This is a genomic window from Sphingobacterium kitahiroshimense, assembly GCF_025961315.1.
Lineage (GTDB): Bacteria > Bacteroidota > Bacteroidia > Sphingobacteriales > Sphingobacteriaceae > Sphingobacterium > Sphingobacterium anhuiense.
Genome location: NZ_JAOQNK010000001.1, coordinates 4864038 through 4878475, shown reverse-complemented (window position 1 = coordinate 4878475; position 14438 = coordinate 4864038). Strand labels below are relative to the sequence as shown.

Sequence of the window (14438 nt, the reverse complement as noted above, 5' to 3'; positions counted from 1 at the left end):
AGTATGCCAAGGTGGCATCAACATTAAAAAAATAAAAAACAGGAGGTCAACGTGAAATTAAACATTAAAACAATCTTACAATCAGCAATGGCTGTAACAGTGCTTTCGGCAACAGTGTGGGCAACAACTCCAAAAACAGAACAGGCTACAGCTGCTTTGCCTCTTACTCAAACAAAAGCAAATACCAACTTCACCGTAATAGGTCAATGGTGGACTCCTTCAGATGTTGCAAACTGGCCTGTTATTTATTTAGATCTTACTACAGGTAACCAAAGCTTAAGTAATGGTGGACAAATCACATTATCCCGTTTTGTCAATGCAACTATTCGTGCCAATGCAGGTTTCGAAATTAGAACAGTAATGGCAGACATGTCGGCTGTTTCGGCATCTGATTGGTCTGCTGCTAATGTAGTAACATCACTAGAAAAAAACGAGTGGTATGAATTTGATTTATCAACAATTAGCATCCTACCAATTCAACCAATTACTGTAATGGTTGGCAACAGTTCTGGAGCGTTGTATGCATTAACTCTAAATAGCTTCAATGATATACAACAAAAAATAGTTAATGGCCAAATTCAAATGAAAACTGATCTAAACATTGAATATAAAGTTTTATAAAAAACTTTATATTATTAAAATGTATTTTTCAAACATATGGTTTAAATAGTAATAACATGCATTCACAGTATGCCAAGGTGGCATCAATATTAAATAAATAAAAAACAGGAGGTCAACATGAAATTAAACATTAAAACAATCTTACAATCGGCAATGGCCGTAACAGTGCTATCGGCAGCGGTATGGGCAGCAGCGCCAACAACAGAACAAGTAACAGCGCCTTTGGCACTTACTCAGACAAAAGCGAATACGAGCTTGACGATCAATGGTCAATGGTGGAGTCCAAGAAATGCAGCAAACTGGCCTGCTGTTTATGTAGATTTTACAACAGGTTCTCAAAGTCTAGGTAACAGTGGACAGGTTGCATTCTTTAGCCATGTCAACGGATCGATCAAAGCCAATGCTGGTTATGAAATCAGAACAGTAGCTGCGGACATCTCGGCTGTTTCTGCATCCAATTGGAGTACCGCTACACCAGTAACATCACTAGGAAGTGGTACTTGGTATGATTACGATTTATCAACCAATGCAAATGAGGCAATTCAACCATTAACTGTTTTGGTAGGTAATTCTTCAGGTGCCTTATATGCCGTAAAACTCAATAACTTCAGCAATGTAGGTCAACAAACAGTTGCTGGTCAATTGCAGGTAAAGGCCGATGCTAATATCGAATATAAAGCGCTTTAAACAACAATAATTTCTTAAAAGATGTCGCAACCGGTGAATGGGTTGCGATATCTTTTTATAAAAAAAAATCATGCTACTTTCAATATCTAAAAAACAAATACGTACATTCCAATTGTTGGCTATTTTCATGCTGACTATGGTATCTTGGTCTTGCAAAAAAGAAACCCCCAATCTACCATATAACGAAATCGAATCGTTTAGCATCAAAGATGCCTCGGGCAAGACCTTGTCGGCAAGTATTGTGGAAGACCGTATTATCCTATACTGGCCACCGCTGGTGGACCAACCAGAAAGCATCACACCGACCGTAAAGATTTCTGACCTAGCCACTGTGACTCCTGCTTCGGGTACGCCAATACAATTAAAGTCTGACAAACCCATTATCTATACCGTAAGAGCACAGGATGGTTCCAGCAAAAACTATACATTATCTTTTCAAGTCAACCAACCCTTATTACAGGTGAAAATTAACTTCCTTTCGCCTTATCGTCTCTATTTACCAGGAACAAACCCATTTGTTTTAGTTGGAGAAAACATTATACCAAACGAAGCTCAAACTAAAGGGTATATCGTAGATAATGATGGTAAAGAAACCTTACTTTCTTTTAACCAGCCCCCAAGCACTTTCGCAGTTAATTTTACTCGTCCAGATGATCTTAAGCCTGGCACATATCGCCTGAAATTGGTATCGGGTCGTTATACTGTATTAACTGATCCCTTCGATGTATTGTTACCCGAGTTCTACAACTTAATCAAATTGGGCAACTACACCGTAAAAAAAGGAGAAAATCTGGTGATGCCGATTGCAAATAAATCAATTTATGAATTATTCTTCAAAGCAGATTTTGATCATTTTATTGCTATTGATAACCTCAACAACACCTACAAATTAAACAATGCAATATTTGACGTAGCAAAAATGACTGTTACAATACCGATACCAACAACTATACAAGGTAACCAGTTAACAAGATTGAAAATAATAGATAAATCTGACAAAGTAATGACTGAATACGAACAGTCCATTACATTAAATTAACATCTTATAATAAAGCTTTTTTGATGTTGTTAATGAACTTATACTTGCCAAAACAGGTAATCCTTGCAACTTTACTAACCACTTTTTTATACAGCTGTAGTAAGGGTAAGTCATCGCCGGAGGAGCCGACAATTACACCTACCCCAGAAGAAACGCTACGAGAAAAATACAGTAAAAGTAGCGCACAGTGGCCAGTCGCAGAATGGTATAAAAATATTGAGATACGAGAACTAGCAGCATTGCCCAAAAATCCTTCAAATGATAAGGTTGAGCTTATTGCTTTGGGAAAAGCGCTTTTTTTTGATCCCCGTACAGGTAATGGCTTGAAGACCTGTGCTTCGTGCCATAATCCGGACACCTACTGGATCGATCAGAAAACAACAGCTGATGGTATAGCTTTACATCACCGTAACACACCATCCATGGAAAATGTCTGGTACTTGGAAGGGAATCTCTTTCACGATGGGCGTGCGAAAACCTATCGTGAACAAATTGCAGAAGCTATCAATTCGCCAATTGAAATGGGCGGAAATACGAGTTCTTTATCTTCCAAACTAATGTCCATACCTGGTTATGTAGATCTGTATGAATCGGCTTATAATAATAAGAATATGACAATAGAGGGTTTGCTAGATGCAATAGCTGCTTATTCCAAATCCATTAGCAGTGGAGAAACTGCATTTGATAGGTTTGTCCAAGGTGATTATCAGGCGCTAAATGACCAACAGCTCGAGGGATTACATTTGTTCCGCACGAAAGGAAAGTGTATCAATTGTCACAACGGTCCGTATTTTACGGACTTAGATTTTCATAATCTCGGCTATGCAGTAACGAACAAAGGTGCATTGGACAACGGACGATTTGAGTCTTCTAAATTAGAAAGTGACAAAGGTAAATTTCGTACGCCTGGATTAAGAAACGTCACAAATACTGCACCATATATGCACAATGGTAGTATTGCTACTTTGAGTGAATTAGTCAACTTACTAAGCCAAGGAATGCCTCAAAAGACTGGTCAGCAGATTAATGGCATATTATCACCACATATACAGAATTTAAGACTCAGCAGTAAAGAGCAGGAAAATATCATTATCTTTCTATCAAGCTTATCAAGTGAACCGATAAAAACTGAAAGACCAATATTGCCGTAACAAAAAAATCCCAAAGGAGGTCGCCTTTGGGATCTTTGAGCATCCAAAGATATGGAAGCATCAATATTAAATAAATTGGGACAAAATTAGGCTTTTAACTCGAATAAAAAAGTTTAAATGAATTAATTTTAAACTATCTGCTCAAATGTCGCTCAGTAGCCACAAATATAAAGGACAAATTTTAATTGAATATGGCTCAATCATTTAAAAGTATTTCGATGCTTTTTTTGCTATTGTTTAGCTCAGCCTGTCAGAACAGGAATAAAAAAACAATGCAAACAGATGAAATAATAAATCCTATAGAGGGAACAAAAAAAGAACTGATTCTCGATTCAATTTTTTTGTATGCTCAACAATTATACCGATGGCAGGAATCACTTCCCTCCTATACAGATTTTACTCCTCGTAAGAAGTTTGGAAGCATTAGTCCCGAACAGACTGCTTATGAACGTGAGCTTTTCGCAATAAGTCAATACTCATTGGCCCATAATGGCAAACCATATGAATGGTCTCCAATTGAAGGAAAACCCAAATACTCTTATCTGGAGCGCAGTAGAAACACAAAAAAAAGTAGCGGGCATCTTGCAAGCATGGAGCACCAATATAAATATGCTACACACCTGTCCTATTGGACTTCAGGTAAAAAATACATAGCCTACCTTTACATTGCTTCATTTCCCGAATTAGCTATCGTTAAGACAGAACTCGATAGACTTTTTAAAGAGCTTTCGAATAAACAAGTAACTCATCTGATTTTAGATCTTCGTCACAATGGCGGCGGATATGTTGAGACAGCGGAATATTTGGCCAATTTGATTGTACCTCAAAAACTGGATGGGAAAATCATGTTCAGTGAACAATTTCATCCGAATGTCCAAAATGGCAAGGCTACTCTTTTAGGTAAACAACCCTATTTAGATGCAAATGGAAATCCTGTACAATATAAAGGCCGTTCCGCAACTTTGGCCGATGTAGACTATAGTGAAAAAGCCAATACACATTATTTCGTCAAGAAAGGAGTATTCAACACATTACAACACTTATCATTTATTGTATCCGGACGTACCGCATCAGCTAGTGAACTTCTTATTAGTAGTTTTAAACCTTACTTTCCGGTGAGACTTATTGGTCAGAAAACTTTTGGAAAGCCAGTAGGATTTTTCTCTCTTAAAATTGATGCTTTCGACATTTATTTTGCATCATTCCTGATTCGTAATGCTAATGGTTGGTCGGACTATTTTGATGGAATGTCTGTCGATATTTCCCTAGCCTCCCCAAAAACAGACCTACATATAGGTAATCCGAAGGAGCCTTGGCTAGCATCTACACTGCAAGACATTGTTTCTATTACAGACTCTAAGCTGGAAAAAGGTGTTGATAATATTAAAGATAATCCTCCTTTCGTCTTTTGGCCAGAAACAATAGGTGAGAACCTGCTGTTTAAAACAAATTTTCAATTAAAGAACTAAAAAAATTATGTACAATTTAATTCAGATCGTTTTTCATAGATGATAAATCATTATACAGCATAAAGGTTTTAAAATAAATACGAATATTTGTATAGAATAATTATAACTAAATACTAGAAAAATGCTTAGTCAACATATTAAAGAGCAAACACATGCTGCTCACCAAAACGTAGAAGGTAAAATCGTACGTCAATTAAAAAGTATTCGTTCAGATGCAGATTACACAAAGGTTCTAAAAGGTTTTTATGCCTATTTCCGTGCCGTTGAAGATCGTATTGCACCTTTTGTAACTTCGGATATTTTGCCCGATCTAGCAGATCGTCGTAATTCTTCTTATATAAAAAAGGATATCGAAGCATTGGGCGGAAGTGTAGAAAATCTTCCAGAAGCTAATGCTCCTCTAGTTAACAATGTGTTAGAAGCCCTAAGCTCACTTTATGTTCTTGAGGGATCAATTATGGGTGGGCCATACATTGTGCAGATGCTGAACAAATATGGAATTACTAAAGGCACTTCGTTTTTTGAAGGGTATGGTGAAAACAGTCGCGAAATGTGGGCAGGATTCACGACTGTCTTAAATAAACATGCCGAAGATCCTGAGAGCTATACACTTGCGACAGAGAAGGCAAATCAAACTTTCTACAATTTTGGAAACGTATTTTCCCCTATTGTAAATGTAAACTAAAACACAGCATTATTGTTTATATTTACGAATGGAGCAAAAAAATGATAAAACAAAATGGGTAAAACGCTTAGGCGTAGGTGCTTTTCTCTTTTTCCTTTTTAAAGGTTTAGTTTGGTTAGCCGTATTTTTCTTTGCCGCAAAATCTTGTAATTGGTCGTTCTAAACAAAACCTGATCATATCATTTAATAAGTACATGTTAGTCTCGATTTTTTATTGGGACTAACAAATTATAAATTTTTGTAAATAGTGAGTCTGGCTAATAATTACCAGATTAAATATACTTGCCTATTAATGGTATATTTTTTAATTCCTTCCTCTCCATTTTTACTATAAAAAAAACATAAAGTATCATCAGAATAAAAGCAACAGGAATACGTAATAAAAGTTGCATATCTTGAGTCCAAGAATCGGAATATACATCAATACTCCTTTTCATAAAGAAACATAGCAACATTGCCAATAGATATATTCCTATTTTTTTTACAGGATAGGGTATATAGTAATAATTTTGACCAATGAAATAAGTCACTAACATCATACTCGCATAACAGATCAAGGTAGTCCATGCGGCTGCATACATGCCCCAATAGGGAATAAAAAAATAATTACCAACGAGCGTAATAACAGAACCAAATATCGTGATATACAAACCCATACGCATCCGATCAGTCAGTTTATACCATACTGAAAGATTATAATATATTCCCAAGCATATGTTAGCACATAAAAGTATCGGTACGATGCCCAAACCGGAACGATAGGAAGCCCCGACCATATATTTCCAGGCGTCAAGATATAAAGCAGAAAAAAGAAAAGCTAAAGAAAGTGTGATTACAAACCATTTCATCACAGTTGCATACAGAGCCGGTGCATTTTTGTCTTTGGATTTATTGAAGAAAAATGGTTCTGCAGCCATTTTAAATGCTTGTATAAATAACGTAATAAAGATCGCTAATTTATAGTTTGCTGAATAAATCCCAACGACACTTTGCGCATCGACATCCTGTGACAGCAATTTCGCCAGCATTTGCCGATCCATTACTTCGTTTATCATGCCCGCTAACCCAATAAAAATCATAGGGGCACTATATTTAAAAAGCTGTTTCCAAAGATTGAAATTTATCTTAAACCTAAAACTCTTCCATTCTGAAAATAATAATAAGAATACAAAGAGATTTTGAAACACATTTGCTAAGATTAAAAACCCTATCCGGTTATTAGTAGTGAACCAATGTACAATAGCATCGTCCGGATGATGCACCGCATATTTAGGCAACCATATTAAGAAAAATAAAGTAAACAGTATATTGATAATAATACCGGATAATTTTACAAAAGCGTATCTTTTGGGACGGTTTTCCTGTCGTAATTTAGCAAATGGAATAGCAGTTATTGCATCTAATCCAATCAGATAAAGACACCACAAAATGTATTCTGGATGTCCATCAAGGTTCATAAAATTGTTGATTGGAACAGTAAAAAAAGAAATAAACGTAATGAGTAATGCGGTACTGAGCCATATTGAACCAAACGCTGTTTGAAAAAGTGAGTGTCGGTCTACACCTTGTGTATTTGAAAAACGAAAATACCCCGTTTCAAAACCATAGGTAAATATAATATTTGCTACAGCAATCCAAGAATACAATAAACTGTAACCACCATAATCTCGTACACCTGAAGAATCTATCATCAGGTAAGTAAGAATAGGTGTCAGTAAATAGTTTAGAAATTTTGCTCCAATGTTACTTACACCATACCACAGGGTTTGTCCTGCCAATTGTTTTATAGCCGTCAATAAATTATAGATTTTGACACAATATTAGTGAAACTTTCTTAATTGCTATAATACAAAACGAAAGCATATGGTAAGATAAAAAGCTGGACTAATACTAATAATAATCAACTATTGGCCACGCCATTTAAAGTAAAGATCTTATTTTGACAGACCATTTATAATTCGCACCTGATAAGCTCCGTTATAATGATCACCAACCATAAGATTCTCACTAACCGTAATATAATATTGGCCTGTGTCTGTAAATCGATATTCGAGGACTTTTCCGAATGGACCATCAGCACTCCCGTTTGGAGAAAAAAGCTGACCAATACGGATATTTGCCGTATTGGTTGGACTTTCAAGTATAATATGAGCGGAATCCGGTTTATGGACAGATATAAAAATAGTGTCTGTAATACCTGATTTTTTCTCCATTTTATGAGTAAGACCTCCCTCTAAAAAAGTAATTCCGGACTGCCGATGCAATTCGGTATCCTGAGACTTGTCTTTCACAGCTAGCCTCTGATGAGAGGTATTTGGTTGGCATGCAACAAAAGTGAGAAATATAAAAGAAGTAATGACGAACAATCTAGACATAGTTTTATTATTATAAACAAATAATAGAATCAAATAGTTTACACCCAATTATTTGGTTAAAGCAAATCGTCCTTTAAGATTCATCATCAAAACTCTTCCTGTGTTAATTCCATATTAACCATCGCTCCAGCTGTATTTCCAGTACTAACAGCACTTGCTACGGAGCGCATCATTGTGGTGGAGTCACCACAGGCAAAAACACCTGGAATATTGGTTTTCTGAAAACTATCAACTTTAATATGCCCAGCCTCAGTAAGCTCACATCCCAAATTCACCGGCAGGTCTAAATGCTGTACAAAGGGAACTGGAGCATACACCGCATCAAAACTTTCTGTTCGACCATCATCAAACACCAATTGCTTAACATATCCGTCTTTGTGGACAATTTCTACAATTTCAGTTTCAATTATACCAATTTGATTTTTAGCTAATTTATCTTTTTGTTCTTCTTCAAAATTTGCTTCACCTCTTGTCAAAACCTGTAATTGATCAGTGAGATTATGAACTAATGAAGATAGATGGATTGCCTTATCCCCTTTTCCAATAATACCGGTTTTTTGATGTTTAAATTCATAACCGTGACAGTAAGGGCAATGAATAACTGAAATCCCCCAGCATGCAGAAAAACCCTTTATATCAGGAAAAATATCCTTAACTCCAGTTGCAAAAATAAGTTTCCTACCGATATAAATATTCCCTTCTTCAGTACAGATCTCAAAACCTTCTGACGCAAACCTACCATCTGTCACGACACCATTTTCAAAAATAATGCTTTCATATTGCTCAACCTGTTGCTTTGCTATGGTAGCAATCTCCAAGGGTGTCTTACCATCTTGTGTCAAGAAATTATGAGAGTGTGGCGTCTGTCGATTGCACGGAATTCCACTATCAATTACCAACACATCTCGCAAAGAACGCCCTAATGCCATGGCAGCAGAAAGACCAGCATAGCTACCTCCAATAATGATGACATCATAAATTCTATTTTCTTTCATAATAAACCTTTAATACACCATCCAACAATTACTTTTGTGGGATGGTGTATTAAAGGTAATAACTATCGCAACTTAATTGCAATAACATTGATAGATATTATTATTTCTTACTCTTTCATGACAGATGCATTTCTATCAAAATTTGTATGAATAAATTAACATGCCTACAAACCATATAATTTCAATTATTTTCCAAAATTATTGAAAACACTACTCAATAAAAAAGGCTATCTTAAAGTTTAAGTTAGCCTTTTTTCATTTTTATAATACGAATAAATTAGAAGCTATCTTCTAAATAGCCAATATCCAACGTACATCAAATGCATCCGTTATTTCAATCAAGCTTTGTTTGATTTCATCTGGAGTATAAGTAATCTTTCTATTAACTTTCAATTTATGAATTAATAATTTGCGATCTCCCGCATCATTACAATGCAGAAATATAGATAAATAATTTCCGACCTGACGACCTTCATTATGTACCAAATCTGAACCATGAATTACAATCATATCAGAAATTAATGAGCCAATAATTATAGGTGACTCCGAATAGTTATTCATCTCATTTTTAAATGCTTCAAAATACAACTTACCACCAAAACAATTTTGGTAAAATTGAAGTGCTTTCTTACAATTTCCTGAAAATGTAATAAAAACACCATTCATCATTTTATCGGTTCTCTGAAATAACATATTGCTATAAATTATGCATCAGGTATTTCAGGTTCAACCAATCTCTTCATTTTATCTAATGATTCCTGCCAACCTAAATAGCACATTTCAACAGGTATTACATCTGGAATATTTTCTTGTACAATTTGAAGTTCAGTACCACAGGACACCTTATTCAGTGAAACTGTCGTTATCATTTCTCCCGGAAGATTAGGATCATCAAAACGATCACTATATTTAATTGATTCATTCGGTAAAATCTCTAAATATTCTCCACCAAAAGAGTGCCCATTGCCAGTGCTGAAATTTATAAAAGTCATTTTAAAGTTACCACCTACTTTAAAGTCCATTTGTTGCACTGTACATATAAAACCATAAGGAGGTAACCAGGTGGCATGTGCTATTGGATCAGCAAAAGCACGAAACACTTTTTCAGGACTGGCCTGAATAATGCGATGTAAGGAAACTGTATTCTTTTTCATGACATTAAATTTTAGGAATTAATAATTTTTAGATTCTACATATTTTACAAAACTATTCAAAATGGCTTGCCATCCTTGTTTTTGAACTTCAAACTCATTTTCGCTCTCCGCATCAAAAACTGTCGAAAGAGTTGTTTTACCATCCTTTTCCGTAAATACGGTACGTACCTTTCTTCCATCATTCATGCTGTAAGCCAACTCCTTAAACAATTCGACCTTATCATAAATACCTTCAAAATCAAAGCCAAAACTACCATCTTTAGCTTCCATTCTATTTTTAAATTTTCCATTTACCCAGACATCATTTTCACTTGCAGGACAGTGCCAATTTGGATCTGCACTATTCCATTGCATGATATCACTAGGTGTATTCCAAGCGTCCCATACGATCTCGATGGGAGCATCTACTATTGCTGTAACGTTAATTTTTGTTGATTGTATCATTCCTCTTTTCTTTATGTTTATAATGCTTATACAAAGATGGAGATCATTTCAAAATGTCACATGTTGTAAAAACGACAACTATAGGGGTGGATAACGACAAAAACTATTTGTACATTTATATAACTAAATTAAGAGATATGCAAATTTCCATTTTCGTTCCACAACATGGTACAATAGAAGGCATTACACCCGCATTTCGTACTTTTCAAACCGCTAATGAATTTCTTACCTTCTTTGGCAAGAGACCCATTTTCAATGTCGAATATGTTGGCTTAAATGAATATATCACCGCAAATAACGGAGAGTATACCATAAAAACAAATCGCTTATTATCTGAAGTTACTAAAACAGACCTCCTCATTATCCCTCCAACATTTGGAGATATGGATAAAGGGATAAAAGCAAATGAAGAGGCCATATCCTATTTCAGAAAACTTCATTTAAAAGGAACAAGCCTTGCAAGCTTATGTGTAGGAGCTTTTTTACTAGCAGAAACAGGATTATTAGATGGAAAAAAGTGTTCCACCCATTGGGCATACATAAACGAGTTTAAACAAAGATACCCTGCAGTCGAGATCGAAGATGGAGCTGTGATCACCGAACACGAGAATATCTATAGTAGTGGCGGTGCAAACAGTTTATGGAATTTAATACTGTATCTGGTCGAAAAATATTCAGATCGAGAAACTGCTGTCATGATATCAAAATATTTTGCATTGGATATCGGAAGAGATAACCAGTCTCAATTTGCAATTTTTAGAGGTCAAAGAAACCATAACCACACTGATATCCAAAAAGTACAGGATTATATAGAAAAAAATTACGAAGAAAAGATTACTGTAGAAGATTTAGCGAAACTCATCAATATTGGTCGTAGAACGTTTGAAAGAAGATTTAAAGATGCTACAAACAATACACCTATCGAATATATGCAACGCGTACGCATAGAAGCTGCAAAAAATCATTTTGAAGCCTCACGAAAGAATGTCTCCGAAGTCATGTTTAACGTAGGTTATACGGATACAAAAGCGTTTAGAGATATTTTCAAAAAAATAACAGGCTTAACCCCAATAGAGTACAGAAACAAATTTTCAAAACTTGGAGATGAAATATAAACCTAAAAATCATAAACCAATCCAAAGATCACAAATCACTATTATCGATCATTTACATTTATAGCGACAAGCAATACATTAATTCCTCAGCCAATAAACCATCCGGCCATAGTGATTCTTTTGAATAATTATACACAAAACCACATCGCTGATTCGCAGCTTTTGAAGCTTCATTACCCGCCCGATGTGATACAATAACCTGAGCACACTCCTTTTGCCTAGCCCATTCAATTCGGGCTTGAAAGAATAATTGAGAAAGTTCCCTCCCACGATAAGCCTCTTTGATGAACGAAGAAATTAAAATGGCCTCAGATTGATTATCTCTATTCAGCACTACACCACTTAAACCAATCAATAAATCTAAATGATATAAAGCAAAAATTGCCCGTGCATCATTTTCCAGTAAAGCAATCCAATCATCCTGACTATACAATACTTCTTTTGCATATGAACTACCAAATAATTCGGGATTTGTCTTTAAAGCCTCAAGTCTGATTAACTTATAATCTTGCCATTGAGGTGGGGCTATACGCTCTAGCTTATAATCACTTAAATTAATATTCATTTTTCATTAACTAGTTTAATTTTTCATTTTTCGAGAGAAACAAGTTACTGATGGAAATTTTAAGTTTGATATGCAAGCCTATAGTCCACCTTAGTAAGCAGATCAATATAATAATTTTCTAATTATTTTTACTTTTCACAACTCATTTAAAACCATTAACAACAACGTGAAAAGTCAATAAATTTGACGCTATCTTAAAAAGATCTAAGTAATTACAAACATACAGCAATAAAAAAAAAATTTTTATTGCTACATTTAGATTAGCAAAATTTACATTCGAGCTCAACAGTACTTTTATTATTTTAAAACAGAAAATAAGGGATACTTATTATTAAAATTACATTTTCGAAGACATGAAAATTCCAAAAAAGTTTTTAAGCCGTCAACATGAAATAACTGCTGATTTTTTACGAGAAGTAGATAACCATCTGACAGATATATTATCGGGCAAAAAGGATCAAATGTTTGAGATTAGAGATTTTGCAGCTTTGCTTTACATTCACCCTATTCACCTCAGCAATACAATCAAATCCGCAACAGGGTATTCACCTTGCTATTTCATGGAAAATAGATTAACAGAAATATCAAAATCACTCTTACAAAATAGCGATATGTCAATTGCCGAAATTGCGCGCACATTAACCTATGACCCCTCCAACTTCACCAAATTCTTTAAGCGTTTTTCAGGAAAAACTCCAAAGCAATATCGGGTAGATTATTTCCAATCATTATCATCCGAAGTTAATAAGATAGCGATATAATACTTAAACTGTCACCATTTTAATCAACATTTGTCATTTAACTTTGTTTTCAATAAAAAAAGAACAAATGGAAACAAAAAATAAAATTGCACTTGTAACCGGTGGTAGCCGTGGACTAGGAAAAAATACCGCACTCAAAATCGCATCAAAAGGAATTGATATCATCTTAACCTATCAGTCACAAAAAATTGAGGCAGAAAACACCGTTCTAGAACTTAAAAACTTAGGTGTAAATGCTGTGGCTTTACAACTTAACGTTGCGGACAGCAAAACCTTTGACAACTTTTTCACTGATCTCAAATCGACACTTGTATCGGTATTTAATACCGATAAGTTCGACTTTCTAATCAATAACGCAGGTATCGGTATCCATGCTTCTTTTGCAGAAACGACTGAAGAACAATTTGACAACTTGGTAAACATTCATTTTAAGGGAGCCTTCTTTCTAACGCAAAAAGCTTTGCCACTGCTACGTGACGGCGGTGCTATTATCAATGTATCGTCAGGCTTAGCTCGTTTCGCTACCCCCGGCTATGCGGCATATGCGGCAATGAAGGGAGCAATGGAAACTTTAACTAAATATCAGGCAAAAGAATTAGGAGTAAGAGGTATTAGATCCAATATAATTGCACCAGGAGCAATTGAAACTGATTTCGGAAATGGTTTAGTACGAGACAACGAACAAATTAACGAAGCAATTGCTTCACAAACAGCACTAGGAAGAGTAGGACTTCCAGACGACATCGGAGGTGTAGTTGCTTTCATGTGTACAGATGACGCAAGATGGATCAATGCACAGCGGATCGAAATTTCAGGTGGCATGTTCTTATAGAAGAATAAAAAAATTCAGCTACTAAAACCTGCGTATTCAAATATCACTTTGAAACATGCAGTATTTGAAATCATTAATTTAATACCATTTTAAATTAATGATTTCTTTTTTCTTAGTCTAGTCAACTTCAAAATCAACAAAAACAGCTCCATCAAAATGTTGCTCTTTGATATTCCTAAGGGCATCTTCGATAACAATTAGTGCTGGTTCCCCAATTCCAGAAGTATAGTCCAGGCGAACGAGATAGTCCCATACATCAGAAACTTGGATTGGATAGTAACTTGGATTTTCATGATCAATACCTTGCGCAGAGGCTAATATATTGTAACCTCTAATTTGCAATTGGAGTAATAGGTTCTGATTAACAGGTAAAAATTGCATAGTCATTTAATAAAACAAAATGTATTAAGCTTAATCAAATCAAAAACACATCTTTTAAAAGAATTCTTACAAATACTTATTGAGTGAACCTATGAAATAAACTATTTAAAGACACATCCTTCTAGCTTAACTAAGTTTTTATCAGATATTTTTTGTTAAATATC

Annotated in this window: 17 protein-coding genes; 9 read left to right on the top strand and 8 right to left on the bottom strand. The window is 35.1% G+C overall.

Annotated features, from left to right (window positions below; genetic code table 11):
- Nucleotides 1-87: 87 nt before the first annotated feature.
- The 6 genes from M2265_RS21215 (at nt 88) to M2265_RS21190 (ending at nt 5652) form a co-directional block, all read left to right on the top strand.
- A complete protein-coding gene (locus tag M2265_RS21215) occupies nt 88-621 on the top strand; it encodes a hypothetical protein (RefSeq protein WP_132770868.1) in 534 nt (177 codons plus the stop codon).
- 117 nt (nt 622-738) lie between these two features.
- Nucleotides 739-1308 (top strand): hypothetical protein, encoded by a 570-nt coding sequence (locus tag M2265_RS21210; protein WP_132770869.1) that lies wholly within the window; start codon nt 739-741, stop codon nt 1306-1308.
- A 70-nt stretch (nt 1309-1378) separates the two neighbouring features.
- Entirely contained in the window at nt 1379-2347 is a 969-nt protein-coding gene (locus M2265_RS21205; protein WP_132770870.1) for a hypothetical protein, read from the top strand.
- 32 nt (nt 2348-2379) lie between these two features.
- The gene (locus M2265_RS21200) at nt 2380-3498 is read left to right on the top strand and encodes a cytochrome-c peroxidase (protein ID WP_132770871.1); all 1119 of its coding nucleotides are present in this window, start codon (nt 2380-2382) and stop codon (nt 3496-3498) included.
- A gap of 272 nt (nt 3499-3770) precedes the next feature.
- Nucleotides 3771-4967, top strand: coding sequence for a S41 family peptidase (locus M2265_RS21195; RefSeq protein ID WP_165905921.1), 1197 nt, complete (start codon nt 3771-3773; stop codon nt 4965-4967).
- 121 nt (nt 4968-5088) lie between these two features.
- Nucleotides 5089-5652, top strand: coding sequence for a biliverdin-producing heme oxygenase (locus M2265_RS21190; protein WP_132770873.1), 564 nt, complete (start codon nt 5089-5091; stop codon nt 5650-5652).
- Nucleotides 5653-5924: 272 nt separating this feature from the next.
- On the opposite strand, the gene M2265_RS21185 is transcribed toward M2265_RS21190, so the two are convergent.
- The 6 genes from M2265_RS21185 to M2265_RS21160 form a co-directional block, all read right to left on the bottom strand.
- A complete protein-coding gene (locus M2265_RS21185; RefSeq protein WP_206368410.1) occupies nt 5925-7448 on the bottom strand; it encodes a polysaccharide biosynthesis C-terminal domain-containing protein in 1524 nt (507 codons plus the stop codon).
- Between the two features lie 138 nt (nt 7449-7586).
- Nucleotides 7587-8027 carry a hypothetical protein gene (locus tag M2265_RS21180; protein WP_132770874.1) on the bottom strand — a complete coding sequence of 147 codons (441 nt, stop codon included), beginning with the start codon at nt 8025-8027 and terminating at the stop codon, nt 7587-7589.
- An 86-nt stretch (nt 8028-8113) separates the two neighbouring features.
- Nucleotides 8114-9022 carry an NAD(P)/FAD-dependent oxidoreductase gene (locus tag M2265_RS21175; protein ID WP_132770875.1) on the bottom strand — a complete coding sequence of 303 codons (909 nt, stop codon included), beginning with the start codon at nt 9020-9022 and terminating at the stop codon, nt 8114-8116.
- A gap of 291 nt (nt 9023-9313) precedes the next feature.
- On the bottom strand, nt 9314-9715 hold the full coding sequence (locus M2265_RS21170) for a glyoxalase (RefSeq protein ID WP_132770876.1): 402 nt from the start codon (nt 9713-9715) through the stop codon (nt 9314-9316).
- A gap of 11 nt (nt 9716-9726) precedes the next feature.
- The gene (locus tag M2265_RS21165; RefSeq protein ID WP_021187851.1) at nt 9727-10176 is read right to left on the bottom strand and encodes an SRPBCC family protein; all 450 of its coding nucleotides are present in this window, start codon (nt 10174-10176) and stop codon (nt 9727-9729) included.
- Nucleotides 10177-10194: 18 nt separating this feature from the next.
- Nucleotides 10195-10620, bottom strand: a complete 426-nt coding sequence (locus M2265_RS21160) for an SRPBCC domain-containing protein (protein ID WP_132770877.1) — start codon at nt 10618-10620, stop codon at nt 10195-10197.
- A gap of 137 nt (nt 10621-10757) precedes the next feature.
- Between M2265_RS21160 and M2265_RS21155 the strand changes: the two genes are divergently transcribed.
- Entirely contained in the window at nt 10758-11735 is a 978-nt protein-coding gene (locus tag M2265_RS21155; protein ID WP_132770878.1) for a GlxA family transcriptional regulator, read from the top strand.
- A 58-nt stretch (nt 11736-11793) separates the two neighbouring features.
- On the opposite strand, the gene M2265_RS21150 is transcribed toward M2265_RS21155, so the two are convergent.
- Nucleotides 11794-12300, bottom strand: a complete 507-nt coding sequence (locus M2265_RS21150) for a GNAT family N-acetyltransferase (protein ID WP_132770879.1) — start codon at nt 12298-12300, stop codon at nt 11794-11796.
- Nucleotides 12301-12653: 353 nt separating this feature from the next.
- Between M2265_RS21150 and M2265_RS21145 the strand changes: the two genes are divergently transcribed.
- Together M2265_RS21145 and M2265_RS21140 are read left to right on the top strand one after the other, a co-directional pair.
- Nucleotides 12654-13061 carry a helix-turn-helix domain-containing protein gene (locus M2265_RS21145; RefSeq protein WP_132770880.1) on the top strand — a complete coding sequence of 136 codons (408 nt, stop codon included), beginning with the start codon at nt 12654-12656 and terminating at the stop codon, nt 13059-13061.
- Nucleotides 13062-13128: 67 nt separating this feature from the next.
- Entirely contained in the window at nt 13129-13893 is a 765-nt protein-coding gene (locus M2265_RS21140) for an SDR family NAD(P)-dependent oxidoreductase (RefSeq protein ID WP_132770881.1), read from the top strand.
- Between the two features lie 117 nt (nt 13894-14010).
- Here the strand turns inward: M2265_RS21140 and M2265_RS21135 are convergent, their stop codons facing one another.
- Nucleotides 14011-14274: a hypothetical protein gene (locus tag M2265_RS21135; RefSeq protein ID WP_021187855.1), complete on the bottom strand. Its 264-nt coding sequence runs from the start codon at nt 14272-14274 to the stop codon at nt 14011-14013.
- Nucleotides 14275-14438 lie beyond the last annotated feature (164 nt).